Origin of the sequence: Desulfospira joergensenii DSM 10085 (assembly GCF_000420085.1) — a bacterium.
Taxonomy (GTDB): domain Bacteria; phylum Desulfobacterota; class Desulfobacteria; order Desulfobacterales; family Desulfobacteraceae; genus Desulfospira; species Desulfospira joergensenii.
Genome location: NZ_ATUG01000001.1, coordinates 1,611,976 through 1,635,692 on the forward strand (window position 1 = coordinate 1,611,976; position 23,717 = coordinate 1,635,692).

24 protein-coding genes are annotated in these 23,717 nt (G+C 52.4%); 4 read left to right on the forward strand and 20 right to left on the reverse strand.

Annotated elements, in window-relative coordinates; all coding sequences use genetic code 11:
* Positions 1–59: 59 nt before the first annotated feature.
* The 7 genes from F608_RS0108080 to F608_RS0108110 are packed head-to-tail and all read right to left on the reverse strand — an operon-like array spanning position 60 to position 6,444.
* Positions 60–938 (reverse strand): damage-control phosphatase ARMT1 family protein, encoded by an 879-nt coding sequence (locus F608_RS0108080; protein WP_022665127.1) that lies wholly within the window; start codon positions 936–938, stop codon positions 60–62.
* A gap of 2 nt (positions 939–940) precedes the next feature.
* Complete coding sequence (locus tag F608_RS31150) at positions 941–2,266, reverse strand: CCA tRNA nucleotidyltransferase (RefSeq protein ID WP_033398353.1); 1,326 nt, start codon at positions 2,264–2,266, stop codon at positions 941–943.
* Positions 2,267–2,283: 17 nt separating this feature from the next.
* Positions 2,284–2,913: a UbiX family flavin prenyltransferase gene (locus F608_RS0108090; RefSeq protein WP_022665129.1), complete on the reverse strand. Its 630-nt coding sequence runs from the start codon at positions 2,911–2,913 to the stop codon at positions 2,284–2,286.
* A gap of 22 nt (positions 2,914–2,935) precedes the next feature.
* Positions 2,936–3,817, reverse strand: a complete 882-nt coding sequence (locus F608_RS0108095) for a UbiA-like polyprenyltransferase (protein WP_022665130.1) — start codon at positions 3,815–3,817, stop codon at positions 2,936–2,938.
* 5 nt (positions 3,818–3,822) lie between these two features.
* Positions 3,823–4,851 (reverse strand): AmmeMemoRadiSam system radical SAM enzyme, encoded by a 1,029-nt coding sequence (gene amrS / locus F608_RS0108100; protein WP_022665131.1) that lies wholly within the window; start codon positions 4,849–4,851, stop codon positions 3,823–3,825.
* A gap of 48 nt (positions 4,852–4,899) precedes the next feature.
* Positions 4,900–5,676 (reverse strand): class I SAM-dependent methyltransferase, encoded by a 777-nt coding sequence (locus tag F608_RS0108105; RefSeq protein ID WP_022665132.1) that lies wholly within the window; start codon positions 5,674–5,676, stop codon positions 4,900–4,902.
* 3 nt (positions 5,677–5,679) lie between these two features.
* Complete coding sequence (locus F608_RS0108110; RefSeq protein WP_022665133.1) at positions 5,680–6,444, reverse strand: ATP-binding protein; 765 nt, start codon at positions 6,442–6,444, stop codon at positions 5,680–5,682.
* A gap of 244 nt (positions 6,445–6,688) precedes the next feature.
* On the opposite strand from F608_RS0108110, the gene F608_RS35640 reads away from it, so the two are divergent.
* The gene (locus F608_RS35640; RefSeq protein WP_022665134.1) at positions 6,689–6,850 is read left to right on the forward strand and encodes a YqaE/Pmp3 family membrane protein; all 162 of its coding nucleotides are present in this window, start codon (positions 6,689–6,691) and stop codon (positions 6,848–6,850) included.
* A 9-nt stretch (positions 6,851–6,859) separates the two neighbouring features.
* Here F608_RS35640 and F608_RS0108125 read toward each other — a convergent pair whose 3' ends face one another.
* The 6 genes from F608_RS0108125 to F608_RS0108160 form a co-directional block, all read right to left on the reverse strand.
* A complete protein-coding gene (locus F608_RS0108125) occupies positions 6,860–7,642 on the reverse strand; it encodes a DUF4197 domain-containing protein (RefSeq protein WP_022665135.1) in 783 nt (260 codons plus the stop codon).
* Positions 7,643–7,644: 2 nt separating this feature from the next.
* Entirely contained in the window at positions 7,645–9,426 is a 1,782-nt protein-coding gene (locus tag F608_RS0108130; protein WP_022665136.1) for an AsmA family protein, read from the reverse strand.
* A 226-nt stretch (positions 9,427–9,652) separates the two neighbouring features.
* On the reverse strand, positions 9,653–11,794 hold the full coding sequence (locus tag F608_RS0108135) for a Tex family protein (RefSeq protein WP_027362578.1): 2,142 nt from the start codon (positions 11,792–11,794) through the stop codon (positions 9,653–9,655).
* Between the two features lie 291 nt (positions 11,795–12,085).
* A complete protein-coding gene (locus F608_RS0108145; protein WP_022665139.1) occupies positions 12,086–13,018 on the reverse strand; it encodes a hypothetical protein in 933 nt (310 codons plus the stop codon).
* 367 nt (positions 13,019–13,385) lie between these two features.
* The gene (locus F608_RS0108155; protein WP_022665141.1) at positions 13,386–14,288 is read right to left on the reverse strand and encodes an amidohydrolase family protein; all 903 of its coding nucleotides are present in this window, start codon (positions 14,286–14,288) and stop codon (positions 13,386–13,388) included.
* Positions 14,289–14,894: 606 nt separating this feature from the next.
* Complete coding sequence (locus tag F608_RS0108160; protein ID WP_153307467.1) at positions 14,895–15,311, reverse strand: hypothetical protein; 417 nt, start codon at positions 15,309–15,311, stop codon at positions 14,895–14,897.
* A 104-nt stretch (positions 15,312–15,415) separates the two neighbouring features.
* On the opposite strand from F608_RS0108160, the gene F608_RS0108165 reads away from it, so the two are divergent.
* From F608_RS0108165 to F608_RS0108175, 3 genes are all read left to right on the forward strand, one after another.
* Positions 15,416–15,835 carry a hypothetical protein gene (locus tag F608_RS0108165; RefSeq protein ID WP_022665143.1) on the forward strand — a complete coding sequence of 140 codons (420 nt, stop codon included), beginning with the start codon at positions 15,416–15,418 and terminating at the stop codon, positions 15,833–15,835.
* Between the two features lie 81 nt (positions 15,836–15,916).
* Complete coding sequence (locus F608_RS0108170) at positions 15,917–16,159, forward strand: type II toxin-antitoxin system Phd/YefM family antitoxin (protein ID WP_022665144.1); 243 nt, start codon at positions 15,917–15,919, stop codon at positions 16,157–16,159.
* Complete coding sequence (locus tag F608_RS0108175; protein ID WP_022665145.1) at positions 16,156–16,419, forward strand: Txe/YoeB family addiction module toxin; 264 nt, start codon at positions 16,156–16,158, stop codon at positions 16,417–16,419. Before F608_RS0108170 ends, F608_RS0108175 begins: the two co-directional genes overlap by 4 nt.
* Positions 16,420–16,649: 230 nt before the next feature.
* Here the strand turns inward: F608_RS0108175 and F608_RS0108180 are convergent, their stop codons facing one another.
* The 7 genes from F608_RS0108180 to F608_RS31160 all read right to left on the reverse strand — a co-directional run bounded on the left by F608_RS0108180 (position 16,650) and on the right by F608_RS31160 (position 23,697).
* Entirely contained in the window at positions 16,650–17,198 is a 549-nt protein-coding gene (locus tag F608_RS0108180; RefSeq protein ID WP_022665146.1) for a manganese efflux pump MntP, read from the reverse strand.
* 145 nt (positions 17,199–17,343) lie between these two features.
* Positions 17,344–17,769: a hypothetical protein gene (locus tag F608_RS0108185; RefSeq protein WP_022665147.1), complete on the reverse strand. Its 426-nt coding sequence runs from the start codon at positions 17,767–17,769 to the stop codon at positions 17,344–17,346.
* Between the two features lie 74 nt (positions 17,770–17,843).
* Positions 17,844–17,984, reverse strand: a complete 141-nt coding sequence (locus F608_RS36135; RefSeq protein WP_022665148.1) for a hypothetical protein — start codon at positions 17,982–17,984, stop codon at positions 17,844–17,846.
* A 134-nt stretch (positions 17,985–18,118) separates the two neighbouring features.
* Positions 18,119–19,729, reverse strand: a complete 1,611-nt coding sequence (locus F608_RS0108195; RefSeq protein ID WP_022665149.1) for a fumarate hydratase — start codon at positions 19,727–19,729, stop codon at positions 18,119–18,121.
* A gap of 223 nt (positions 19,730–19,952) precedes the next feature.
* Positions 19,953–20,687 (reverse strand): fumarate reductase iron-sulfur subunit, encoded by a 735-nt coding sequence (locus tag F608_RS0108200; protein ID WP_022665150.1) that lies wholly within the window; start codon positions 20,685–20,687, stop codon positions 19,953–19,955.
* Positions 20,687–22,657 carry a fumarate reductase flavoprotein subunit gene (locus F608_RS0108205; protein WP_022665151.1) on the reverse strand — a complete coding sequence of 657 codons (1,971 nt, stop codon included), beginning with the start codon at positions 22,655–22,657 and terminating at the stop codon, positions 20,687–20,689. The genes F608_RS0108200 and F608_RS0108205 overlap by 1 nt, the downstream gene beginning before the upstream one ends.
* 14 nt (positions 22,658–22,671) lie before the next feature.
* Positions 22,672–23,697, reverse strand: a complete 1,026-nt coding sequence (locus F608_RS31160; RefSeq protein ID WP_022665152.1) for a fumarate reductase cytochrome b subunit — start codon at positions 23,695–23,697, stop codon at positions 22,672–22,674.
* Between the last annotated feature and the right edge of the window lie 20 nt (positions 23,698–23,717).

Here is a 23,717-nt window from a genome sequence, read left to right on the forward strand (position 1 = left end):
GGGCAGACCCCATTCAAAAGTGTATTTTATACCCATGGCCGGCAGCAATTTGCAAGAAGTTAATCCCGGGGGGACAGGTCTCCCGAGGTCCGGATCACCACATCCCCGGGTTCGCATCCGGCATGGGTAGCCACGATGGGGCATTTGGCCTTGAACAGGAAAAAGATTCTCTTGTCCCGGTGATCCAGGGTTTCAAAATTGCCCTGGCCCTTGGAGATGATCAGGTCTGCCCTTTCATAGGCCCTTTGAAACTCCTTTGAGCAGATGGAAACAAGGGTCCCGGGGATGGCGGCTCCGGAATCCATGACCCTGACCAGTTCCGTGATTCCCGTATACTGGGCATCTTCCATGGTGGCGTCGTTCTGGGCGTTTCCGCCCCGGACCACATATATGATTTTGTCCCTGTCCATTTCCTCCAGCAGCAGCTTGTCAAATACGATCTCTCCGGTGTTGTCGGCCAGCCAGAGGATATTCTCAGCCTTTTGTACGGCCTGCTCCAGAAGCCGGATCTCTCCGTTGACCCTTGTGGAAAGGGCGTGGGAAATGGTATCCAAAACCTTTTGCCGCCCCACCTGGGAGGTTGCCCCGAAATCGATGATATTACCGGCAATGGCCAGGCGGACCCCGGTTTCAAACCGGCCGGACCGGGTTCCGGCCCTGTCTTTTTCGGCCTTAAGTTCAGGATAGAGATCCAGGGCCAGGTCATTGTACTCTTTTTTAAGTCTTTTAAAGGGATCGTCCACACCGGCCAGCTCTTTTACGCTTTCCTGGATGAACCGGGCCATGAGGGGCGGGGGGCAGTCCATTTCAACCTGGGAGAGCCTGGCCAATACGGTTTTTACGATTTTCTGCTGGATGAGTTCATCATCCGTGGAAAGCCGGGCTGCATCCAGGGCCCCCCTGGCAATGCAGGGAAGGCAGTCATTGTGCATTCTCATGTTCAGTCATCTTTCTTTGTCAAGGTTGTCAGCAGGTGTACCAGATACTTTTTGCTGTTCAGGGCCGGATTTTCCAGGACTTTTTCAAAGAGAAGCTCTTTGATCCGGCCCACTTCAGGCCCCGGTTCAATCTCCAATACCTCGATGATGTCCTCCCCGTCAACGGCCAGGTCATTGAGGTTAAAGGCCGCCCGGGTGGTGATCTCATCCCTGATTTTCTGAAGGCGGAGCCGGATCTGGGAGAGGGTATAGGGGGATTTGGACAGGTTGCCCTTTTTATCGGCAATTCTCATGCGCAGAAAATCCCGGTAGGAGATGCCGGATTCCTCCAGCAGAACCAGGAGTTTCCGGACAGACTTCGGGGTTGTCTTTTCAACCAGGGGCCTCATGTGGACCTTGACCAGGGAGAGGATATATTCCTTTTCCTGCCTGGAAAACCGCAATGCCTCCAGATCTTTTTCCAGGGCCGTACAATGGGTCTCATGGCCGTGAAAGGTGATCCTGCCCTCCTTGATCCCGATGGCGTCAAATTTACCCGTGTCATGGACATAGCCGGCAAACCGGAGCAGGGGGGACCGGGCCGGCAGGTCGTCCCCCACCAGCATGCAGTGGTCAAACACGGTCTCCGAATGAAATGGCCCCCCGTCAAGGCCGGCGCACCGGTTAAGGCTGGGCAGCATCCCCCTGAGAAGACCCAGGGAATGGAGGAGAAAGAAAAACCCGGAAGGTTTTTCCATGGCCATGGCCTTGATGATCTCGGCCCGGATCCTCTCCCCCGGGATCCTGGAATCCATGAGACCGGCATGGGCTGAAATTGCCTCCCGGGAAGAGGGATCCAGGGCCGCCTTGAACCGGGCCGCAAACCGGCAGGCCCGGATCATGCGGACCGGATCTTCCAGGATCCGGTCCCCGGGGTTCCGGGTAAACCGGATAATGCCCCGGTCCAGATCAGATTTCCCGCCAAAGGGATCCATCAGGGTGTTGGTCCCGGGATCAAAGGCCATGGCATTGATGGTAAAATCCCTTCTGCCCAGGTCGTTCTCCGGGAAGACCGCCCCTGATTCGGCAGGGGGTTGGCCGGAGCAGACCTCGATGCCCTTGACCAGACAGACGGGAAAGGCCTTGCCCGCGAGTTTGGAATTTTCACCGGCAAACAGGGATAAAACCTGTTCAGGGGAGGCATCGGTCAGGATATCCAGGTCCTGGGGGGGCATATGAAGGAGCATGTCCCGGACCGCCCCGCCCACCAGAAGGGCCCTGTGCCCGTTTTCACGAAGTTTGGCCAGAATGGGGCCGGCCTTTCCCAGGCTCTCTGTCAGATTATCCATCCGGTGATCTGGGAATTTCAGGATTCCCACCTTGGACCCAGTTCATGTTCGGCCCCCAGGTGATCCATGGTCCGGGCGACCACGGTATCCACCAGGGCTTCGACATTCCTCGGGAATGTATAAAAAGAGGGATTGGGGGGAAGAATCACAGCCCCTGCCCTGGCCGCCCGGGTCATATTTTCCAGATGGATGATGCCCATGGGGCTTTCCCGGGGCCCCAGGATCAGGGTCCGTTTTTCCTTGAGGCAGACATCGCAGGACCGGGTGATTAGATTGTCCGCATATCCCGAGGCCACGGCGGCCAGGGTCTTCATGGAGCAGGGCATCACGGCCATGCCGCTGTGAACAAAGGAACCCGAGGCCGGGGCCGATGCAATATCATCCTGGGTAAAAACCTCCAGCCTGGATCCCTTGCTGAAATTCACCCCGTATTGCTCCAGAAAATCATAAAAAGAATCCTTGGGGTCATACCCCATCTCATGGACCAGGACCTGGAGTCCGGCATGGGAAACGATGGCCAGAACCTGGTATCCCTGTTCAATCAGCGCCTTGATCAGGCGGATCCCGTAAATGGAACCGGAGGCGCCTGTGATGGCCACCACATAGGTTTTATCGCTGTTGGTTGCTCCGGGTTTATCCTGATTCATGATTTCACCTCATTGTTTGAATTCATCTGAAGAAAGACTCTGCCAATACCCCGGCGAACAAAAGCAGGGATACAATAGAATTAATATGAAAAAACGCCATGTTGATCCGGCTCAGGTCATCGGGCCGGACCAGCCGGTGCTCAACCACCAGAAGGATGCCGATGGCGGCCAGAAAGCCTAAAAAAACGGGATGCATGCCAAAATTAATGTACATGGCCCCCAAAAACCCCATGGTCAGGATGTGGAGGAAGGTGGATATCTGCATGGCCTTTCGAGGTCCCAGCCGGGCCGGCAGGGAATGAAGGCCCTGTTTCCGGTCAAAATCAATATCCTGGCAGGCATAGAGGATATCAAAACCGGCAATATAGGTCATCAGGCTCAGGCTCAGGAAGACGACGCCCCAGGCCAGTCCTCCGGTCAAAGCGACCCAGGCTCCTACGGGCGCAAGGGATATGGCTGCGCCCAGGTAGACATGGCAGTACGGGGTAAACCGCTTGGTATAGGAGTAAAAGAGCAGAAAGAGCAGAACCGGAAAAGAGAGGAACAGGCAGAGCCTGGAGAGCATGGCCGCCGAAAAGATGAACACCAGGGAGGATATCCCCACAAAAAAGACAGCCTCTTTTCTGGATAGGATCCCGGCCGGGATTTCCCGGATGGCGGTCCTGGGATTTTTCAGATCAATGTCGGCATCCACGATCCGGTTAAACCCCATGGCTGCGGACCTGGCCCCCACCATGGCCGCCAGAATCCAGACCAGATCGACCATTGACGGGGCATGGGTCTGCCAGGCCAGGACCACGGCGGACAGGGCAAAGGGAAGGGCAAAAATCGTATGGGAAAACTTGATCATCTTCCCGTATTCCAGGGTTTTCTTTTTTATGCTGAAATCCATATACACTTTCATTTTTTCTAGTTCCGTATTCCTGACAATGCCCCGCAGGTCCGGCACGATCCGTCCGGGGCCAGGAGGTTCCGGATCCGATAGCCCCTCCGTTCCACCAGAATGCTTCCGCATTGAGGGCAGCAGGTATGTTCGTATTCGGATCCGGGAACATTTCCCATATATACGTAATCTAAGCCCGCCTTCTTCCCGATATTGCAGGCCTTTTCAAGGGAAGTCACCGGAGTGGCTCCCCTGTCAACCATCTGATAGCACGGATGAAACCGGGAAATATGCCAGGGGGTATCCGTCCCCAGATCCTCTGCAATAAATCCGGCCAGGGCCTTTAATTCCTCCCCGTCGTCGTTGAGCCCGGGAATCAGCAGGGTGGTCACCTCCACAAGGATCCCGGCCTTTTTCATCCGGATCAGGTTCTTTTGTACCGGTTCCAGCCTTGCCCCGCAGTATTTTTCATAAAACTCATTCCTGAAAGCCTTGAGGTCCACGTTGGCCGCATCCAGGAACGAGGCGGCCTCATCAACGGCTTCCTCACCCATGAATCCGTTGGTGACAAAGATATTGAGCAGGCCCTCCTGCCGGGCCTGCCGGGCCGTATCCCGGGCCAGTTCAAAAAACACCGTGGGCTCGGTATAGGTATAGGAGATGCTCGCACATCCGGCTGCCAGGGCCTGGTCCACAATGTCCCGGGGCTCCATGTCCCGGCCCGGGGTAAGGCCCCTGGAATCATGGTGGGAAGAATCCGACAGGGAGTGGGCAATCTGGGAATTCTGGCAGAACCGGCATTTTAGATTGCACCCCACCGCAGCAATGGAATAGGACAAGGATCCCGGTTTCAGATGAAAGATGGGCTTTTTCTCGATGGGGTCTACATTCTCGGCAATGACCCTCCCGTAAACCAGGGAGACCAGGGTTCCTTCCCGGTTTTCCCTGACCCGGCAGATCCCCTTCCTTCCCGGCTTTATCCTGCAGAAATGGCTGCAGAGCCGGCATTGGACCGCCTTTTCCTCCAGTTTGTCATAAAACGCTGCTTCCTTCATCTCCGTGGATCCCAAAAAATGCTGCCAAGCATCCTTAATTGTTCATTATCAATTCTTAATTATAAATTGCCTAGTTGCCATCCCCGGAGTCGGTTTATAGGCCTTTCTCTTCTGGATCTTCAGGGCCAGGGGCCGGGTCCGGAACTTGGGCACCGGCTTGATGCGCATGCCGATCATCGTGCCGTAGTAAGATTTCTGCACCAGGCGGATATTCTCTATATAAGAGACCACCCGGCCGGTCAGAAAGGGGAATTGGAGGGTGGTCCGCCACAGCACAGGCACATTCCCCAGGATACTGAAGAGCATCTGTTTGACCTCACCGATGCTGAAAAAATGGGCCTTTGAATAGACATCAGGTGAAAAAAATCCCCGGATCCTCCTGGCCATGTTCAGGGGGGCGTACCGGTTGAGTACGCCGATGACCACCCTGTCCTTGGCCACCCTGCAGGCCTCTTCAATGGCCTTGGCAGGCCGGTCCGTAAACTCCAGGCTGGTGAAAAGCAAGGCCGTATCAAAGGCATTGTCCTCAAAGGGCAGATCCTCTGCGATTCCCCGGTGCAGATCCACCCTGTCGCCCAGGCGGTCATGGGCCTTGTCCAGCATATAGGGGGAAGCATCAATCCCGGTGAGGTTCAAGCCCCTGTCCAGAAGAGGCACAAGACTGATCCCGGTACCGCAACCGATATCCAGGATTCTCTCTCCCTTTTTGGGGTCCATGAGACCCAGGATCAATCTGATTTCAAGCTCGAGCCGGTATTGACTGCCCGGTTTATCAAAACCGGCATCGTATAAATCGGCATCCTTGAAATCAAATACATATCCCATTCCTTACCCGATCATCTCTTTGACCCTTGCCATCATCCCGTCCACGGCCTTAACCGCATCTGAGTCGTCGGGCAGGTCCAGCAGAGAGCGCTGCTCCATGTCAAATTCAAGCAGGTTATTGTCATCGGGGATGGTGCACAGGATGGGAACCCCGATTTTCTCCACCTCTTCCAGGAACCTGGGGCTTAAGGTCTCCGGGGCACGGTTCACGACAAGTCCCTTGTTCCTGACCTCGAGCTTGAGGTCGTCCAGCATGGAATTGATCCGGCCCACGGCACGGAGCCCCCTCAGGGCATAGTCGCTGACCATGACCAGGATATCCACCTTGCCCGAAGTACGGCGGCTTAAATGCTCCATTCCGGCCTCATTGTCCACCAGCAGATAGGCATAATTTTTTTCCAGTTCATCGGAGAACCGGTTCAGGATATTGTTGACCATGCAATAGCAGCCCTGGCCCTCCTGGCGGCCCATGACCAGGAGATCAAAGGCCTGCTGCTCAATGAGCACCTGATTCATGAGCATCTCAAGGTAGAGGACCTTGTCCATTCCCGAAGGAACCCCCTGGGGATCTTTCATAAAATCTTCCCGGATATCTCCCACGGTCTTTTCTATTTCCAACCCCAGGGTCTCCCCCAGGTTGCTGTTCGGGTCTGCGTCAACTGCCAGAAGCGGATTTTTCGAATTTTTCGCAAAATGCCTGGCCACCAGGGCGGAAACCGTTGTCTTGCCCACCCCGCCCTTGCCTGCCATGGCGATTACTTTACTCATATTCACTCCAGTCTTGAGGTTCAATTCATGTTTTCTTAACATAACGCAATCTTCTAAAAAAGCAATGTAAACAATTGAAAATGAGGGATTGACCGTGGACAATTGGAGATGGTCCACGCCATTTTTTTATGTCAAAGCCTGAAACCTTTCCCCGGGGAAGAAAAAGAGATTTGCCCTTGTTTTTTCCCGGCCGGTGTTTAGAATAAGGTTATCCCAATTTTGAACCTCAGAAAAAGGCATTATTATGGAACTGGTTAAAATTATCATAGCTATTATTCTTCCGCCGGTGGGGGTTTTTTTACAGGTGGGAATCGGAAAACATTTCTGGCTCAATATCCTGCTGACCCTGCTGGGATATATTCCGGGAATCGTTCATGCGATATGGGTGATCGCCAAAAACAAATAGGGTTTGATACTATTTAAAGAGTTTCCGGAGCAATTCCGTGGTCCGTTTGACCGGATCCTGCCGGATGGCCTTCTCCTCTTCGGCCATATAATAGAAGATGCCCTCCATGCCCTTGTCAATGACATGGCCGGTAAGATCGGCCTTTACGTCCGGCACAAAGGGCAGGCTCTTATAGTTTTCCATCATGGTATCATAGGCCTGGACCGCCTGGACCTGGGACAGGGCATCTTCAATCACCGGCTCCATGGCCTGGGCCAGGTCCGGGGACATCTTTTCCTTAAAATATTGGGTGGCGGCATCGTCCGCCCCCTTGTAAATGGACCTGGCATCCTCAAAACTCATCTGGGATATGGCGTTCAGGAAGAGTTGTTTTGCCTTGGGAGTTGCTGCCTCGGCCGCCCGGTTGAGTTTCAGTTCCAGATCCCGGGTCAGGGATGAGAATCCGGCCTTGTCCAGCAGATTCTTGGCCATGGAAAGATTTTCCGGCAAAGGGATGTGGATGAGTTCGTCCTTGTTGAATCCGTCCACGGTTCCCAGCTGTTTGACCACGTTTTCAGATCCGATTTTCAGGGCCTGTTTCAGGCCGGCCACAATCTCTTCCAGGGAAAGCCCGGAACTGAGCCCGGATGATGTTTCTGCCTGATCGTTTCCGCCCCCCAGGGACTTGAGAAGGTCAGACCCCTTGTCCAGCCAGGAAGTTCCGGCCCGGGAAATGCCGGCAGTCCAGGAAAGGGCCAGGACCATGCAGGCCCCGGCCACTATATTTCTAGCGTATCTCTTTGCCTGTTTCATACTCAGTTCCCCAGAAGTCCTTTCAGAAGGCCCTTGGCCTCCTCTTCAATGGATTTGCCATCCTGGCCGGAGCCATCGCCCTGGATGAGCTGCTGCAGTTTCTTGGGATCCGTGATGTCCTTGCCCAGCATACCCTTCAGATCCGGCCGGATCTTGGGCTCGGCAAAGGTTCCGGTCACCAGAACCGGGACCATGAGGCCGGAGCGTTCCTTGGTATCTCCCTGTCCCTTCAGGGTAGCCACAAACTTGGGGTCCACCCTGAAATCCAGGGTCTCTTTGATAAGGTGGGCGCTGCCCTTTACCAGGACCCTGAGCAGGGGGGATACCAGGCTGGCATCCTGGACATTTGCCAGGCCGTTTCCCGCGGAAAAGGGGATCTTCAGTTCGCTGAAGTCTGTCCGGGGTTTCTGGTCCGGGGTTTGGGAAACCCCCAGTTTGCTGCCCACATTCCTGACCATATTGGCCAGGTCCACACCGATGACCGCCCCGTCGGTAAAGGAGACTTCGCCCTTGCCCGTAAGGCTCTTTTTGACCATCTCCGGGGTATCCCCGGTCATGGCCAGATTCATTCCGGCGGCCAGGGTGCCTTCAATGACCTCCATGGAAGCCCCGTCTTTGATCAAGGGACCTGCCTGGATTCCCTTGGCATCCAGGCTGAGACGAGTTGCGGGCCTGTTTTTCCTCACATCCAGGCCGGCTTTTGCAGCCACACTTCCCTGGTAGAGATTCAGGGAGAGGGGATCCAGGTTAAACACCCCGTTTTTGCCCGTTACATGGGCGGTAAAATCCTGGATGGTGATATTGGACGCCTTGAGGCGGCCCACCTTGACCTGGCCGTCCACCACCATTTTTCTCAGGGCCGTATAATCCGGAGAAGAGCTTTTTCCGGCCTTGGCCGGTTTGGATTCTGCTTTTTTCTTCTCTCCCGGCTTTGCCTTTTCCCCTTCTCCTGCCTTTGCCCCAGGCAGATACCGGTCCAGATCAATCTGATCCAGGTTCAGGTCAAATGAGATATTGGGCTTTTCAAACTCTTTAATTCCGGCCGCAAAAGAAAGGGTGGAATCGTCCAGTGTAAAAGTTCCGTCGGACAGGGATATGGCCGACGGGCTTGCCTGAAGTTTTGTTTTAAGGGCAAAGAGCTTCTCATCCAGTTTGGCGGACAATTCCATTAAAAACGGCTTATCCAGACTGATCTCCGTGAGATCCAGATTAAAGTCCGTAAGCTTTTTTGTCAGGCCTGCGCCGGGATCCGAGTAAACCACCAGGCCGTTGATGATGGAGAACCGGTCCACCATCAGGGATTTGATGGGCAGTTCCCCGGAAGCGTTCCGGTCCTCCCCTGATTCTTCAGTTTTCTTTTCAGCGGATTTATCCCTGCCGGCGGTTCCCAGACCTTCCCAGTTACCGGTTCCGGCTTTGTTCTTTTCCAGATAAATTTCAGGTGAATCCACCACAAAGGTCTTGACCTGCACCTGCCGGCTCAGCAGGGGCATCACCTTGAGCCTGACCTCAAACCCCTTGACCTTTACCATGTCCGGGGAGGTAAATCCCTTTGGGCTGCCCAGACGGATGTCTGAAAGCCTGACGCCGACCCAGGGGAAAACGGAAATATCGATCTCATCTCCCATGGAAAAGGACCGTCCGGTCTGCTCGGAGACCAGCTCTTCAATTTTGGGTTTATACTGTTTCACATCCACAAACCTGGGGACCAGAACAATGGCCCCCACAATGAGCAGGACGACAACGACGCCTGCAATCAGTCCCCATTTCATCAAAGTCTTCATTGGGTTATCTCCTTGTAAATCGATACTTCCCCTGTCATCTGTTCAGTCCGTGAAACCGAACAATCTATTGTGACAAATTGATTTTTACATGCTATGAATTTCGTCTTACATAATACCTGTTGCGGTATCACATATTAAGATGGGTCCTGAACAGAGCCGATGCAAGATGAAATTGTCTCGGATCAGGAACGATACCATGAATACTCTACCATGATATCTTTTTTTTTCAACGAATTTTTCTTTGATCTTTCATGGAAAGGGAGATCCGCTTGCGCTGAATATCCACCTCCAGGATGCGGACCCGGACCTGCTGCCTCACCTTGACGATCTCATTGGGATCCTTGACGAACCGGTCGGCCAGCTGGCTGATGTGGACCAGACCGTCCTGGTGAACCCCGATGTCCACAAAGGCGCCAAAGGCCGTGACATTGGTGACGATACCCGGGACTTCCATGCCCGGGATCAGGTCTTTCATCTCATGGATGCTTTTATCAAAGGAAAAGACCTGGAAAGGCTTTCTGGGATCTCTTCCAGGACTGGCAAGCTCCGAGACGATATCTTTCAGGGTGGGCAATCCCGTGGTATCCGTTACATAATTTTCAAGATCGATGTTCCGGATCCCGGCCGGATTCATCATGATCTGATCTATCCCGCACCCCAGGTCCCCGGCCATCTGCTTTACAATGGGGTAGGACTCGGGATGGATTCCGCTTTTATCCAGGGGATTTTTCCCGTTTTGAATCCGCAGGAACCCGGCTGCCTGTTCAAAGGCCTTGGGACCCAGCCGGGGAACCTTTAAAAATTCCTTTCTCGATGAAAAGGATCCTTTTTCGTCCCTGTACTGAACCATGTTGGCGGCAATGGTCTTGTTCAGCCCCGACACCCGGGCCAGAAGCTCCTTTGAAGCGGTATTGGCCTCCACCCCGACCCGGTTGACGCAGGAGACCACCACATCGTCCAGGGCGGTCTGGAGAAGATTCTGATCCACATCGTGCTGGTACTGCCCCACGCCAATGGATTTGGGCTCCACCTTGACCAGTTCCGCCAGGGGGTCCATGAGACGACGGCCGATGGAAACCGCCCCCCGCACGGTGATATCATGATCGGGAAATTCCTGCCGGGCCGTTTCCGAGGCCGAATAAACAGATGCCCCGCTTTCATCCACCATAACCACATCCACATCTTCGGGCAGATCCAGTTCCCGGACAAAATCTTCGGTTTCCCGGCCGGCAGTGCCGTTTCCCACGGCCACGGCCCGGATCCCGTATTGGGTGACCAGTTTTTGGATCAGCTGTCCGCCCCGCCCACGGCCTTTTTCCGTATGGGGAAAAATCACATCGTGGTGGAGAAGCTTTCCCGTGGCATCCAGGCAGGCCACCTTGCATCCGGTCCGGAACCCGGGATCTATTGCCAGGGTCGGCTTTTCCCCCATGGGCGGGGATAAAAGCACCTGTCTTAAATTATCGGAGAAAACCGCAACCGCCTTTTCATCGGCCTTGAGCTTGAGAAGTCCCAGGCTCTCCTTTTCAATGGATTTGGACAGCAGGCGCTTATAGGCATCCCGGGCCGCCTCCCTCACCTGGTCCCGGGCTTTGGGGCAGACCTGTTTTTTCCCCGGATAAGAGGCATGGATAATCTCCATGGCCCTGTCCCCATCGGGCAGCACATGGACCCGGAGAATCTTTTCCCTTGATCCCCTCAGCATGGCCAGGATCCTGTGGGAGGGGGCCTTGAATGCCGGTTCGTTCCAGTCAAAATAATCCCTGAACTTGGCACCCTCCTCTTCTTTCCCCTTGATCATCTCCGACCGGATCTGAGCGGATTTTATGAAAAGGTCTCTTATTCCGGCCCGGACCCGGGCATCTTCGTTGATCATCTCGGCGATGATGTCCCGGGCTCCGGCCCAGGCCTCTTCCCCGGTGGGAACATCCGGTCCGATTCTCCTTTTCGCCTCTTTTTCAAGATCCCCGGGAGGGCCCGGTTCCAGGAGCATCCGGGCCAGGGGTTCCAGGCCCTTTTCCCGGGCGGCCATGGCACGGGTTCTTTTCTTGGGCCGATATTTTTCATAGACATCCTCAAGAGCTGCCATGGTCGGGGCCTGCCGGATCTGACGGTCCAGGTCCTCCGTATAAAGCTGCCTTTCCCTAAGCGACTTGAGAATGGACTCTTTGCGTTCCCCCAGTTCCTTTAAGGCCTTTGCCCTGTCCCGGATATCGGATATGGCCACCTCATCCATGGACCCTGTCTGCTCTTTTCTGTATCTGGCAATAAAAGGAATCGTTCCTCCCTTTTCCAGCAGATCCAGAACCGCCCCTATCTGTTTTTCCCTGAGTCCGGTTTCCCGGCGGATGGTATTGATGATGTTCATGCCCCTTATTACCCGGGCAGGCATATAAAGTCAATTCATCCATGGATTGGGTCAGGGGCAAAACATGCAAACTATATATAAACTTAATTTTTTCAGGGGGAATGAATGTTTAATTTTAAATTTGGGGATGGCTTTTCAGGCCGTTTTTTATAGCTTGCCGCCCTTGGATGATATGAACCCGGCGTTGGAAACGGAACGGGCCGCTTTGAGGAGAAGCGTGGATTACTGCCGGAATGTTCCAGGAATCTGAAACCGGCAGGAACAATTTCCCGATAATTGTTTGGATTGACTTCAGGAGAAAAAAGTGTGAAGGCCAAAGCCTTTTTTTCCGCCGCCTTTCCCTGTTTCCCTTTCTATTTCTTCTTTATAGGACTGGATAAGAAATTGGAAATCGCTTTTTTTTGCATCCGGTTTCCGGGAGAGCCTCTTGAGCAGATTATTGAACCTGACCGTGTCGATAATCTCGGGCAGGCTCAGCCACAGATTGACCAGTCCCACTATGTTTTCGCTGGTGATGGGCTTATCCCCGAAAAAAACAGATTCTTTTAAAAAGGTGTTCATTACCTGGGCGTGCTGCTGTTTCATCTGACGGGCTTTGGGAAGAAGGGCTATGGCCGTTTTCGTGGGGATGTCCGGTATCCGGCTGCAGATATTATAAAAGACATTGACTTGATCGGAAGTCATCATCTTTTCCCGGACTTCTTCCTCATAGGCTTCCTGATCTAAATCGTCCGGTCTGAGTTGGGGGATACTGATCATGAAAAACTGATGAAGGGAGCCGGGTGTCACCCCCTCCAAATCGATAAACGCGCGAAGCGTCAGGATCCGGCTGGTTCCAAATCTTTTTAAGGATTCAGCAAATTTTAAAATATCATTGGCGGTAAAATCTTCCGAGGTGCAGATCAATTCAAGAACTTTTAGCTGCTCGTTGCTCCAGTTTTCTATTCTGTGCATCAGCACATTTACGTCGACCACCTTGGCTCTTTTTTCTTCACAATATAATTTTAAAATCCGGTACTGGATCGAACCGGGGTCGGCGTTCATGCTTTTTGCGATATCTTCGAAATCGGCTTTTAAGGATCTTGACGCGGGGATTACAAGAATTTTTTTTTCAGTTATTGATTTTGAATCAGGGCCCAAAACAGCATTGATCACTTCTTCCCGGGTTTTCCGGTCCACAAAAGCCTGTGGGGGAGAGCTGACGGAATTTGATTTTTTACTCATTCCCTTACCCTAAATCAATTTATTGAGAAACTCTATTATAATAGAATAAGAACTTGGTCTGAGTCAAGAGAATATAAAAATAGGTACGAATTAAAAAGATTTCATAAATTCATTTTATATACAATCAGGGGAGATGCGGAACCCATTATTTATCTAGGAGTTTTACTATACTCTTGAAGGGCAAAGCCATTATAGAATGAATTTCTTCTAGCAAACATTCAAGTAAAGAGGAAAAGGATGGCAAGGGGGATCCCCCCAGGTAAAAAACCGGCAAAAAAGCGGAAATCTTTCGTTTTTTGCAGCATCCCGGCAAACATGGATTTTAAAAAACCGGATTCAATGGGATTCACCGCCCGGGGCCTGGACGTCAGGCGTTTTCCGGGATACGCTGAATATCAAAAAAACGGAGCGCATTTTTGTACAGGATCTTTTCCAGATCTTCTGATGATACTTTGGAATCCCTCAGCCAAATCAATTCCCGGTCCCAGGCATAGGGAATGTTGGGAAAGTCGGAGCCATACATGATCCGGTCTTTTCGATAGGTCGACAGGTCCGGTTTTTCCGGCAGGGGAAAATAATCGGTCAGAACCATGGCCGTATCCAGCCACAGGTTGTCGTATCTCTCTGCCAGGTGTTTATACTCGGTGATTTCACCGAAACCCAGGTGGGGAACGCAGATCTTAAGCCCTGGAAAATTTTTCAGAATCCGTTCGACCTTGTCCGCCCGGCAGAGTTCGTAAGGATCGCAGCGGTACTGCTCGCTTTTGGGCTCTGTTCCGGCATGGATGACCAGGGGCTTGCCCTGGTCCCGACAGATATCGCAGACTTCATCCATTTCAAAAGAGTCCATGTCAAAACATTGGACATGGACGTGGAGCTTGACTCCGCCCAGACCCTTTTCAAAAGCCCGGTCCAGAATTTCCCGGGCCCGGTCCTCCCCCGGGAATATCGTGGCCATTCCCGTCACCCTGCCCGGGAAACGGTTCTGGATATCGATCATATACTCGTTGAGAAAATCGGCAATCCCGGGTTTGTGGGCGTATTGAAGGGCCACCACATGGCCGACCCCGTGATCCAGGAGAAAGGCGATCAAATCCTGACTCTTTTCCCGGTACCGGGTCTTCCAGGCATGCTCATCAAACCAGTCCCTCACCGCCTGAAAGATCAGATCCGGAAAAACATGAACATGGGCGTCAATGACTCTGGAAAACCCCTTGGGAAGAGAATCTCCTTCAAGGTCGTCATAACAGGGCAGATCCGGTTTGAGCATGGCGCATCTCCTCCAAAAAGTAAAACAGGAGCCACTATACCAGAAAAATTCTGACAACAAAAATCATTCCTTATCCCTGATCCGGGGCAAACGCTTGTAAAAAATTTGGCAGGGGATTAGGGACAAAACCGGCAACGGCTATCTCAAATCCGTTGACCATGGGGGAAAAGCTGGAAAGCGTCTGCCTATTACATAACAGCGCTGGGGAACGAAACAGCGGGCCAAGGGAATTCATCGTGATGATTTGCCCAGAATTTTCTTTCGTGACTGTTGATCCGGGTACGCTGTTGTCAAAAATAGACCTATGTGTGAATTAGCAGGGAATGTGAGGTTTTTGGATAGAGGGCGGGATTAGGTGGGATTTGACGGGAAGCCGTGGGACTGACAAGGGTTCTGAATGTGGAGAAGGCAAAAAACAACGCTCGATTTCAATCTCAGGGAAATTGGCTGAATGTATTTGATATTGCACATAATGTCAGATTTTTAAAAACTGGTTAAAGAGTTATTACAATATGTTAAGTTAATATCCGTTTCCAAGTTTATTTTTAATGCTCGGTTTTTATGGGAATTTTTAAGGCGATTCCATGTTTTTTATATCGAAACTGACTATCCTCTGACATTCATTTGGTATGAAAAAAGAGAAGCTATAAATTCTTTTTCGGTTGTGAATGCTCTTTTGAATTTTATAGTTTTTCCTAATGAGCCCTGCCCTCCTTGGATATTTACGGTATCTACAATCTTTCCATAATTTATCAGGAATAGTGTAAAATTAGCTTGTTTGAACGCCTCCCATGTAGCAGATCCTATATATGTAACTGTTCCATCGATTATAAATTCATTCTTTCCTTCTAATCTGCTGATCCTGGCAGAGATTTTGAAGTTATTATCTTCCCACTCACATGTTTTTGGAAGTTTGTAACATGGGCAGACGGCAGAATCTGCCATATTGACACGTGATCCAATATAACTGGAAGTACATGACTGAAGAATGGCTATGGATAAAATTAATATAAACTTTTTCATAATATTGTACTTCTCAAAAAGAATTAATCGAACTGAACTTGGCCTATATATATTAATGATGGAACCAGATTGATTCAAATTATCCTGAATAAAGATGGGATGCAATGTCTAATTTGTATGTAATTTCAGACATTCGGGCGGCCTTGGTATATGCAGGGTGTTTTCCGGGGGGAGGGAAAGTTTATTATTTTTCTTTCGGTCCGGCAACCACCTATGAAATAGAGGGGGCCGAAGTGGAAAACCTTGCAGCAGTAACCGCTTTTGTGTTTATGGATGCGGGCCGTGAGTTCTACCGTGTTCGGGATGCTTTCAACGCTGGTTTCCATTGCGAGAGCCAGGGCCTGTCGATCCCATCTGTAAGGAAGGCAGTCAAAAACATTTTGCTGCAGGAGACGAGGAGTTTTAGGATCCGTTGTCATATCCGGGATCACATACTATGTATAAACCTGAATTTTGGTTGTTTGGTCCTGCCACCAGATCTTGTGGTTGGACAATTTCAGGAAAAGCGATCGCTCTTCCATTAATGTTCTGTCTCAAAACTACCACCTTGACAAAGCGTACGCCATGCCGTACAATTATGTTGATTCAAGACACAAGGAGGTAATATGACAATCTTATCTGCAACAGAAGCCCGTTCCAATCTCTACAGGCTTATTGATCAGACATCATCATCCCATGAGCCAATTATAATCACAGGAAAGAGAGGGAATGCGGTCCTTCTTTCTGAAGAAGACTGGAAATCAATTCAAGAAACAATGTTTTTACTCAACATCCCTGGAATGCGTGAATCCATACAGGATGGAATGTCAACTCCAGTCGAAGATTGCAGTGAGGATCTTGACTGGTGATTTGGAAAGTTGTCTATACAAAACAAGCTCAGAAGGATGCAAAGAAACTATCAAAATCGGGGTTAAAATCAAAAGCAGAGGAAATCATAGATATTTTAAAAACAGACCCATTCCAAACTCCTCCTTCCTATGAAAAACTTGCAGGTGACTTATCTGGTGCATATTCTAGAAGATTAAATATTCAACATAGAATCGTATACCAAGTCATAAATCCTGATAAAACTGTTAAAGTCCTCCGCATGTGGACACATTATGGATGAATGACAGAGCAAAACTCTCGAGCTGGACCAGGCCTACTGAGCGGCCTTTTCGGAGGTTTCTGGTCTAGGAAAATTTATCTTTTTATCGGAGTTTGGGGTTAAAAAGCCTGGCCTCTCAGCTCCCCGTCATAAATTACATTTTATACTTTATCAGCTCTTTTCGATCGCCTAACAGGAACCCGGCAAATTAAGGTCTATAGAATCAAAAATTGACTGAGGATCTCCAATTTTCAGGCCAAAACGATCCGGATCCCGATCCCCACAAGAACCAGTCCCCCGACAATCTCCATGGATTTGCCGAAAAGATCTCCCAGCCGCCTTCCGATCATGATGGCCAGCCAGGAAACTGCCGAAGTCACCAGGCCGATGACCAGGACCGGCATCCAGATCCTGACCTCCATCATGGCAAAGCTTACGCCCACGGCCATGGCATCCAGGCTGACGGCAATGCTCAGGACCACCATGGTCATCCCCTTTGAAGGATCTTTTTTCAGGGTTTCTCCGGTTTTGTCCATGCCGGAAATCAGCATCCTCCCCCCCACAAAGAGCAGCAGGGCAAAGGCGATCCAATGGGCAAAGGCCTGGACATAGGAGACAAAGGAAATCCCCAGAAAATATCCCAGCAGGGGCATGAGGGCCTGGAACAGGCCAAAGTGAAAGGCCAGCCGGAAGACCGCCCTTTTATTCCCGGCATATCCGGCTGAGGCCGCGCCCAGAGACACGGCGGCCGCGTCCATGGCCAGGGCCAGGGCTATGATCAGAATGTCTATTGTATCCATGGATTTGTTCTACGTGTTTCATGTTTGGAGAAAGGCGTAAGCATATACGAGGCGCAAGAAATTTTAAGGCCGGAGCGTACTGCAGTACGTGGGGACCTTGAAATTTTGAAGCAACGCCGCAGATGGGTGAATTCTCATTCAAACCCTATTTAATGAGGCCGGATGGAAACTCCCTGGTCTCCCCCTCCAGGGTCAGCAGGGTCCAGTTACCGTTTTCCTCCTGGGCGGCCACCAGGCAGTCCAGCCGGGTCCCGTCATTCAGGGTGACAAAGCATTCCCCGGTCTCATTCAGGGTGTTGACCCGGATAAATTTTTTATCCCTGGCCAGGAGTTTAAAATTTTCAGCGGCCCGTTCAATGGCAATGATCCGGTTATACTCGGTCTCATCAATGGCCCGGATTTCCTGGCGCAGTTCATGGATCTGGTTCTTCATGCCGGCAATGACGGCCACTGTCTTTTCAATTTCCTCTTTCTGATCCGAGGGGATGGAAACCAGGATCTGTTTGTGCAGTTCCATATCGGTTTCAATAAAATTGATCTTCTGTAAAATCCCTTTGACTCTATTGTTCATAGGTTCTTAACCATCATCCATTTTTCTTTGTTGATTTTTAATTGTGTCAGCCGGACCGGCTACCCTTTCCTGGCTCAGGACCGGCATTGACTGCCGTCTTTTTCAGCCCTTTGAGCTCCCCTGGATATCCAGGCCAGCAGTCGGAGAAGAAAATTCTTCTTTTTCTTCTCCCGGCTGCCGGTATTTTCCCCCAAAGGGCTGCCTCCGGTGTTCATATCCTCTTGTCAATCCCCCTGTTCACACCTGATTTAAATATCCAACTGGGTTCCCCATACGGGTCTGAAAGGGATGCCGGACCCGAAATTCATTCCGGCCCGGCATTCTATTAGGATCTTGCCAGGCAAAAACCTTACAGAAGGTCCGCGTAAAAATCATTGCCCTTGTCATCCACGATGATAAAGGCCGGGAAATTTTCAACGGTGATCATGTAGACGGCTTCCATGCCCAGTTCTTCGTACTCCACCAGCTCTACCTTTTTGATGAAATCCTTGCCCAGCCGGGCCGCAGGACCGCCCGGAGAGCCCAGGTAAAATCCGCCAAAGGTTTTGCAGGCGTCGGTGACCTGGCGGGTTCTGTTGCCCTTGGCCAGCATGATCATGGAGGCCCCCTCTTTCTGGAACACAGGAACATAGGGATCCATTCTTCCGGCCGTGGTGGGGCCGAAGGAACCCGAGGCTTCTCCCTCCGGGGTCTTGGCAGGCCCTGCATAGTAGATAATATGGTTCTTGAGATAATCGGGCAGGCCTTTACCGTCCTCGAACCGCTCCATGAACTTGGCATGGGCAATGTCCCGGGCCACGATGATCTTTCCGGTCAGAGAGAGGCGGGTGGAAACGGGATACCGGGACAATTCCGCCCGGATCTCGTCCATGGGCCGGTTAAGATCAATGTCCACAGCCGGCTTCATCTCAGGCTCGGTTTTCGGCAGATACCTTGCCGGATCTTCTTCCAGCTGTTCCAGGAAGATCCCGTCCCGGGTGATCTTGCCCTTTATCTGACGGTCCGCGGAACAGGATACCCCGATACCGATGGGGCAGGAGGCCCCGTGGCGGGGCAGGCGGATGACCCGGATATCCAGGGCAAAATGCTTACCCCCGAACTGGGCGCCCAGGCCCAGTTCCTGGGACCGGACCAGGACTTTTTCTTCCAGATCCCTGTCCCGGAAGGCATGGGCCGTCTCACTGCCCGTTTCAGGAAGGGAGTCCAGATACCGGGCAGATGCCAGTTTTACCGCCTTTAAATTGAGTTCGGCAGAGGTCCCTCCGATGACAAAGGCGATGTGGTAGGGGGGACAGGCAGCCGTACCTAAGGCCTTCATCTTGTCCGTCATGAAATCCAGAAGACTTTCTTCGGAGTTGAGCACAGCCTTGGTCATCTGGAACAGGGCGGTCTTATTGGCAGAGCCCCCGCCCTTGGCCATGAAGAGGAACTTGTACTCCTCCCCCCGGATGGCGGCAATATCGATCTGGGCCGGCATATTGGTCTTTGTGTTGGCCTCTTTGTACATGGTCAGGGGCGCATTCTGGGAATACCGCAGATAATTTTGGGTATAGGCCTCAAAGGCCCCCCTGGAAAGCTCTTCTTCATCATCGGACCAGGTCCAGACCTGCTGACCCTTCTTGGCCATGACAATGGCCGTGCCCGTATCCTGGCACATGGGATAGACCTTGCCCGCTGCAATGGCGGCATTCTTCAGGAGTTCCAGGGCCACGTACCGGTCATTGTCCGAACTCTCCGGATCATCTATGATCATTTTGAGTTTTTCCAGATGCTCCGGCCGGTAAAGATGGGCCGCATCCTTAAAGGCCTGGGAGGCCAGCAGACTCAAAGCCTGGGGTTCCACCATGAGAACCTCCTGCCCCTCAAATTCCCTGACCCGTACATGCTCCTTTGTTAAAAGACGATACTCGGTTTCGTCTTTCCCCAGGGGGAACATGGATTCATATTTAAATTCACTCATTTTTCCACCTTTTTATGCAAACAGGCAGCAAGGCAGTAATCCGCCTGCTGCCCGTTGATATTGTCTTATTTTCCGACTATTAAATAGTATTGCCACTCAGGCTTGAGCGAGAATTTGCCCATATGCAAGGCGCAAGAAATTTTAAGACCAGAGCGTACTGAAGTACGTGGGGATCTTGAAATTTTGCAGCAACGCCGCAAATGGGGGAATATTCGTTCAAGCATCACCTGGTTAATGCCATCTTCCTTCTGAGATAGGCGATTTGTGTCTGATGGGGCAGATCCTTGGGGCAATAGTCCTCACACCCCAGCAGGGTCATGCAGCCGAACACGCCGTCGTCATTGCCCATGATCTCATAGAACTCCTGATCGGACCGTTTGTCCCTGGGATCCAGGGCATACCGGGCCAGTCTCATGAAGCCCACGGCAGAAAGGAAATCCGGGCGCATGCGCTTGGTGGCGCAGGCAGACACACAGGCCCCGCATTCCACGCACCGTTCCAGTTCGTAGATCTCGTCTGCCACATCCGGGTCCATGCGCTCTTCCAGCTTGTCAAAGTTGACATCGTCTGCATTCTGGTCATGGATCCAGGATTCCACCCGTTCGCTCATGGCCCGCATGAATTTGCCCGTGTTCACGGACAGGTCCCCGATGAGTTCAAACCCGGGCAGGGGCAGAAGCTTGATCTGACCATCTTCAAACTTTGAGGTCAGAGTCCGACAGGCCAGATCGGGCTGGCCGTTGATCACCATGGCGCAGGATCCGCAGATCCCGGCCCGGCAGACAAAGTCAAACTGGAGGGAGGGGTCCTGGTGCTCACGGATCTCGTTCAATGCAATGAATATGGTCATCCCAGGTGCTTCGGTGACCTCGTAGGTTACCATGCGGGGCTTGTCCCCCGCCTTCTGGGGATTGTATCTGAATACCTGAATCTTTAATACTCTTTCCTGGTCGCTCATTATTTAAACCCCCTGCCTATACGCTCATTTTTACCTTTAAACTTCTCCGGAATGGGAGTCGGATTCAATAGTTCCTGCATCTCAAACCGGTCTGCGGTTGGGTTGGCTCTTTGTATCTCTTCAATTTCGGCCACCCGTTTTTCCGTGTCCGGATGATGAATGGTGTTGTCCACCCCGTACCCGCGGGATCCCGGAGGCATTTCCATCTTCATGACATCCAGGTCCTCATAGGAAATTTCAGGTAGATCGGCATGGTCGTCCTTCCAGGTGGTCAGGGTCCTCTTGAGCCAGTCGCGGTCGTTCCGCTCGGGAAAATCCTCCCGGGCATGGGCCCCCCGGCTCTCGGTCCGGAGCATGGCACCATAGGCCACACACTGGGCCAGTTTGATCATCTTGGGCACCCTGAGGGCTTCCACCAGTTCCGGATTGGATGAAGAAATCCGGTTGCGCAGGGCAATGCTCCTGGCCCTCTGGTTCAGGACCTTGAGTTCCTCAACGGCCTGCTCCAGGTCTTCGCCATTCCTGAAGATCCCTACCTTATCCATCATGATCTTCTGCATCTCGGCCTTGAGTTCAAAGGGATTTTCTCCGAAATCCCGGAGCAGAAGGTCTGTGATCTTCTTTTCTTCCTTTTTCATGAAATGCTCAATGGTGGAGGTGGACACGTTCAGGGAGTTGGCCCCGCAGTAATCCGCCACAAACTCACCCACGATCATGCCGGCCACCACGGTTTCGGCAACGGAATTGCCGCCCAGGCGGTTGAACCCGTGCATATCCCAGCAGGCTGCCTCGCCGGCGGAAAACAGGCCTTTCAGGGTCGGGCTTTCCCCCGTGGCCTTGGTTCTGACCCCGCCCATGGAGTAGTGCTGGGTGGGCCGGACCGGGATATACTCCTTGACCGGGTCAATGCCAAGAAAGTACTCACAGATCTCCTTGACTTCCCTCAGGTTCTTTTCAATATGCTCCCGTCCCAGCAGGGTGATATCCAGCCAGAGGTGATCTCCGTACCGGGAAGGCACGCCCTTGCCCTTTCTCATGTGTTCGGTCATGCGCCGGGACACCACGTCCCTGGAGGCCAGTTCTTTCTTGCCCGGTTCATAATCGGGCATGAACCGGTACCCGTCCTTGTCCAGAAGAAGCCCGCCGTCTCCCCGGCAGCCTTCCGTGGTCAGGATCCCCACGGGCACGATGGCAGTGGGGTGAAACTGAACCGCCTCCATATTGCCCAGGGTGGCCTTCCCGGTCTCCATGGCAATGGCCGCACCCATGCCCTCGCAGATGACCGCGTTGGTGGAAACCGAATAAAGTCTTCCGTAACCGCCGGTGGCAATGGTGGTGGCCTTGGCCACATAGGCGATGAGTTCTCCTGTGATCAGGTCCCGGACAATGGCGCCGTAGCAGGTATCATCCTCGTGGATCAGGGCAATGGCCTCTTTTCTCTCGTGGACCGGAATACCCATCTGGATGGCCTTGTTGTCCATGGCATAGAGCATGGTATGGCCGGTGCCGTCCGAGGTGTAGCAGGTCCGCCATTTCTTGGTGCCCCCGAAATCCCGGGCCGTGATCAGGCCCTGGGCCTCATGTTTTTCCGAAATGGTGACCTTTTCACCGTTGATGATGACCTCCCGGTCTCCGCCCCTGACCCTGGACCAGGGCACGCCCCAGGCAGAGAGCTGACGGATGGCCTTGGGGGATGTATTGACAAACATCCGGGCCACATCCTGGTCGCATCCCCAGTCGCTTCCCTTTACCGTGTCCCCAAAGTGGACATCTTCGTCGTCTCCGTCCCCTTTGATACAGGCGCCGAGACTTGCCTGCATGCCCCCCTGGGCCGCGGCCGAATGGGACCTCTTGGCCGGGATCAGCGAAAGGACGATGGTATCATACCCCCTCTGCATGGAAGCAATGGCCACCCTCAGTCCTGCCAGGCCGCCACCGATAACAAGTGAATCCGTATATATGACTTTCATTGAATTTTCCCTTCTTAATGTACTGTTTCTTCGGCAGCATGACCGGTGTCATGGGCTTCGGGTTCAGAATGGTCCGCTTCCCCGTGGGCATCCTCTGATTCATGGACTTCGGGAGCCATATGGGATTCTTCGGTTTCGAGGACCTCCACCGGAATAACCTCTTCTTCATGGACCTCTTCCACCGGGAGGGCTTCATGGGTTTCAGTCCCATGCTCTTCCTGGACCGCGTCCTCTTCAACAGCGGGTTCCTCATCTGCGGCAGGTTCTTCATGCAGGGCAGACTCCCCGGTCAGGGAAGCAGCCTGGTAAGGTTCCCCGACCCTGTCCCTGTGCCCGATGCCGATGACGATAAAAATCAGCAGGGCCAGTACACCAATGGATAAAAAGAAAATGGCCAGCCGGTTCTTCAGCTGTTTGAGTTTTTTACGGTTTTCCCGTGCACTCTTGAAATTTTTTCCCTGGAACCATCCCCATTTCATGCAGAGCCGGTACAGCCCGATGGTGCCGTGGAGCTCCACGCAGACCAGGAGGATGAGATAGAGAAACCAGAAGTTGGACGAGACCACCCGGTCTGCGGACAGATAAGGGTCAATGGAGCCGGGGTGGGTGAGCATGGTATAAAGATGGACAGAGCCTGCAAAGAACATGATAAATCCGGTCACCACCTGGATATACCAGAGATTGGTATCCTGGTGCTTCATCATGCCCATCTGGTCCCGGATGATCCTGTGCTGCTGCCAGGAAATGGGAAATTTTCTCATGCCCAGGAGGGCATGGAGAATAAACAGGGTAAACACGCCGGAAACGGCAAAGAAGACGGCAATGGGATACCCGTGTCCCGTGTCCGACAAAAAGGACAGCTCCATGGTCTTTGCCACGAAATTAAAAGAGCCTTTTCCCAGGATAATGCTGGCCACCAGGAGCATGTGCACCCACATGAACAGCCCCAGAATCAGACCTGTACCGCTCTGGGTCAGGTCCAGCCACGCAGGAATCCTGGAGCTCTTTTTCTGGTTTGATTCAATGATATAACTTTCCAATTTAGTAATCTCCTTAAACA

Bases quoted from the DNA above. Each gene is read 5' to 3' on its own strand.
- F608_RS0108080 (WP_022665127.1), bottom strand. From the start codon at position 938: ATGAGAATGCACAATGACTGCCTTCCCTGCATTGCCAGGGGGGCCCTG.
- F608_RS31150 (WP_033398353.1), bottom strand. From the start codon at position 2,266: ATGGATAATCTGACAGAGAGCCTGGGAAAGGCCGGCCCCATTCTGGCC.
- F608_RS0108090 (WP_022665129.1), bottom strand. From the start codon at position 2,913: ATGAATCAGGATAAACCCGGAGCAACCAACAGCGATAAAACCTATGTG.
- F608_RS0108095 (WP_022665130.1), bottom strand. From the start codon at position 3,817: ATGAAAGTGTATATGGATTTCAGCATAAAAAAGAAAACCCTGGAATAC.
- amrS (WP_022665131.1), bottom strand. From the start codon at position 4,851: ATGAAGGAAGCAGCGTTTTATGACAAACTGGAGGAAAAGGCGGTCCAA.
- F608_RS0108105 (WP_022665132.1), bottom strand. From the start codon at position 5,676: ATGGGATATGTATTTGATTTCAAGGATGCCGATTTATACGATGCCGGT.
- F608_RS0108110 (WP_022665133.1), bottom strand. From the start codon at position 6,444: ATGAGTAAAGTAATCGCCATGGCAGGCAAGGGCGGGGTGGGCAAGACA.
- F608_RS35640 (WP_022665134.1), top strand. From the start codon at position 6,689: ATGGAACTGGTTAAAATTATCATAGCTATTATTCTTCCGCCGGTGGGG.
- F608_RS0108125 (WP_022665135.1), bottom strand. From the start codon at position 7,642: ATGAAACAGGCAAAGAGATACGCTAGAAATATAGTGGCCGGGGCCTGC.
- F608_RS0108130 (WP_022665136.1), bottom strand. From the start codon at position 9,426: ATGAAGACTTTGATGAAATGGGGACTGATTGCAGGCGTCGTTGTCGTC.
- F608_RS0108135 (WP_027362578.1), bottom strand. From the start codon at position 11,794: ATGAACATCATCAATACCATCCGCCGGGAAACCGGACTCAGGGAAAAA.
- F608_RS0108145 (WP_022665139.1), bottom strand. From the start codon at position 13,018: ATGAGTAAAAAATCAAATTCCGTCAGCTCTCCCCCACAGGCTTTTGTG.
- F608_RS0108155 (WP_022665141.1), bottom strand. From the start codon at position 14,288: ATGCTCAAACCGGATCTGCCCTGTTATGACGACCTTGAAGGAGATTCT.
- F608_RS0108160 (WP_153307467.1), bottom strand. From the start codon at position 15,311: ATGAAAAAGTTTATATTAATTTTATCCATAGCCATTCTTCAGTCATGT.
- F608_RS0108165 (WP_022665143.1), top strand. From the start codon at position 15,416: ATGTCTAATTTGTATGTAATTTCAGACATTCGGGCGGCCTTGGTATAT.
- F608_RS0108170 (WP_022665144.1), top strand. From the start codon at position 15,917: ATGACAATCTTATCTGCAACAGAAGCCCGTTCCAATCTCTACAGGCTT.
- F608_RS0108180 (WP_022665146.1), bottom strand. From the start codon at position 17,198: ATGGATACAATAGACATTCTGATCATAGCCCTGGCCCTGGCCATGGAC.
- F608_RS0108185 (WP_022665147.1), bottom strand. From the start codon at position 17,769: ATGAACAATAGAGTCAAAGGGATTTTACAGAAGATCAATTTTATTGAA.
- F608_RS36135 (WP_022665148.1), bottom strand. From the start codon at position 17,984: ATGAACACCGGAGGCAGCCCTTTGGGGGAAAATACCGGCAGCCGGGAG.
- F608_RS0108195 (WP_022665149.1), bottom strand. From the start codon at position 19,729: ATGAGTGAATTTAAATATGAATCCATGTTCCCCCTGGGGAAAGACGAA.
- F608_RS0108200 (WP_022665150.1), bottom strand. From the start codon at position 20,687: ATGAGCGACCAGGAAAGAGTATTAAAGATTCAGGTATTCAGATACAAT.
- F608_RS0108205 (WP_022665151.1), bottom strand. From the start codon at position 22,657: ATGAAAGTCATATATACGGATTCACTTGTTATCGGTGGCGGCCTGGCA.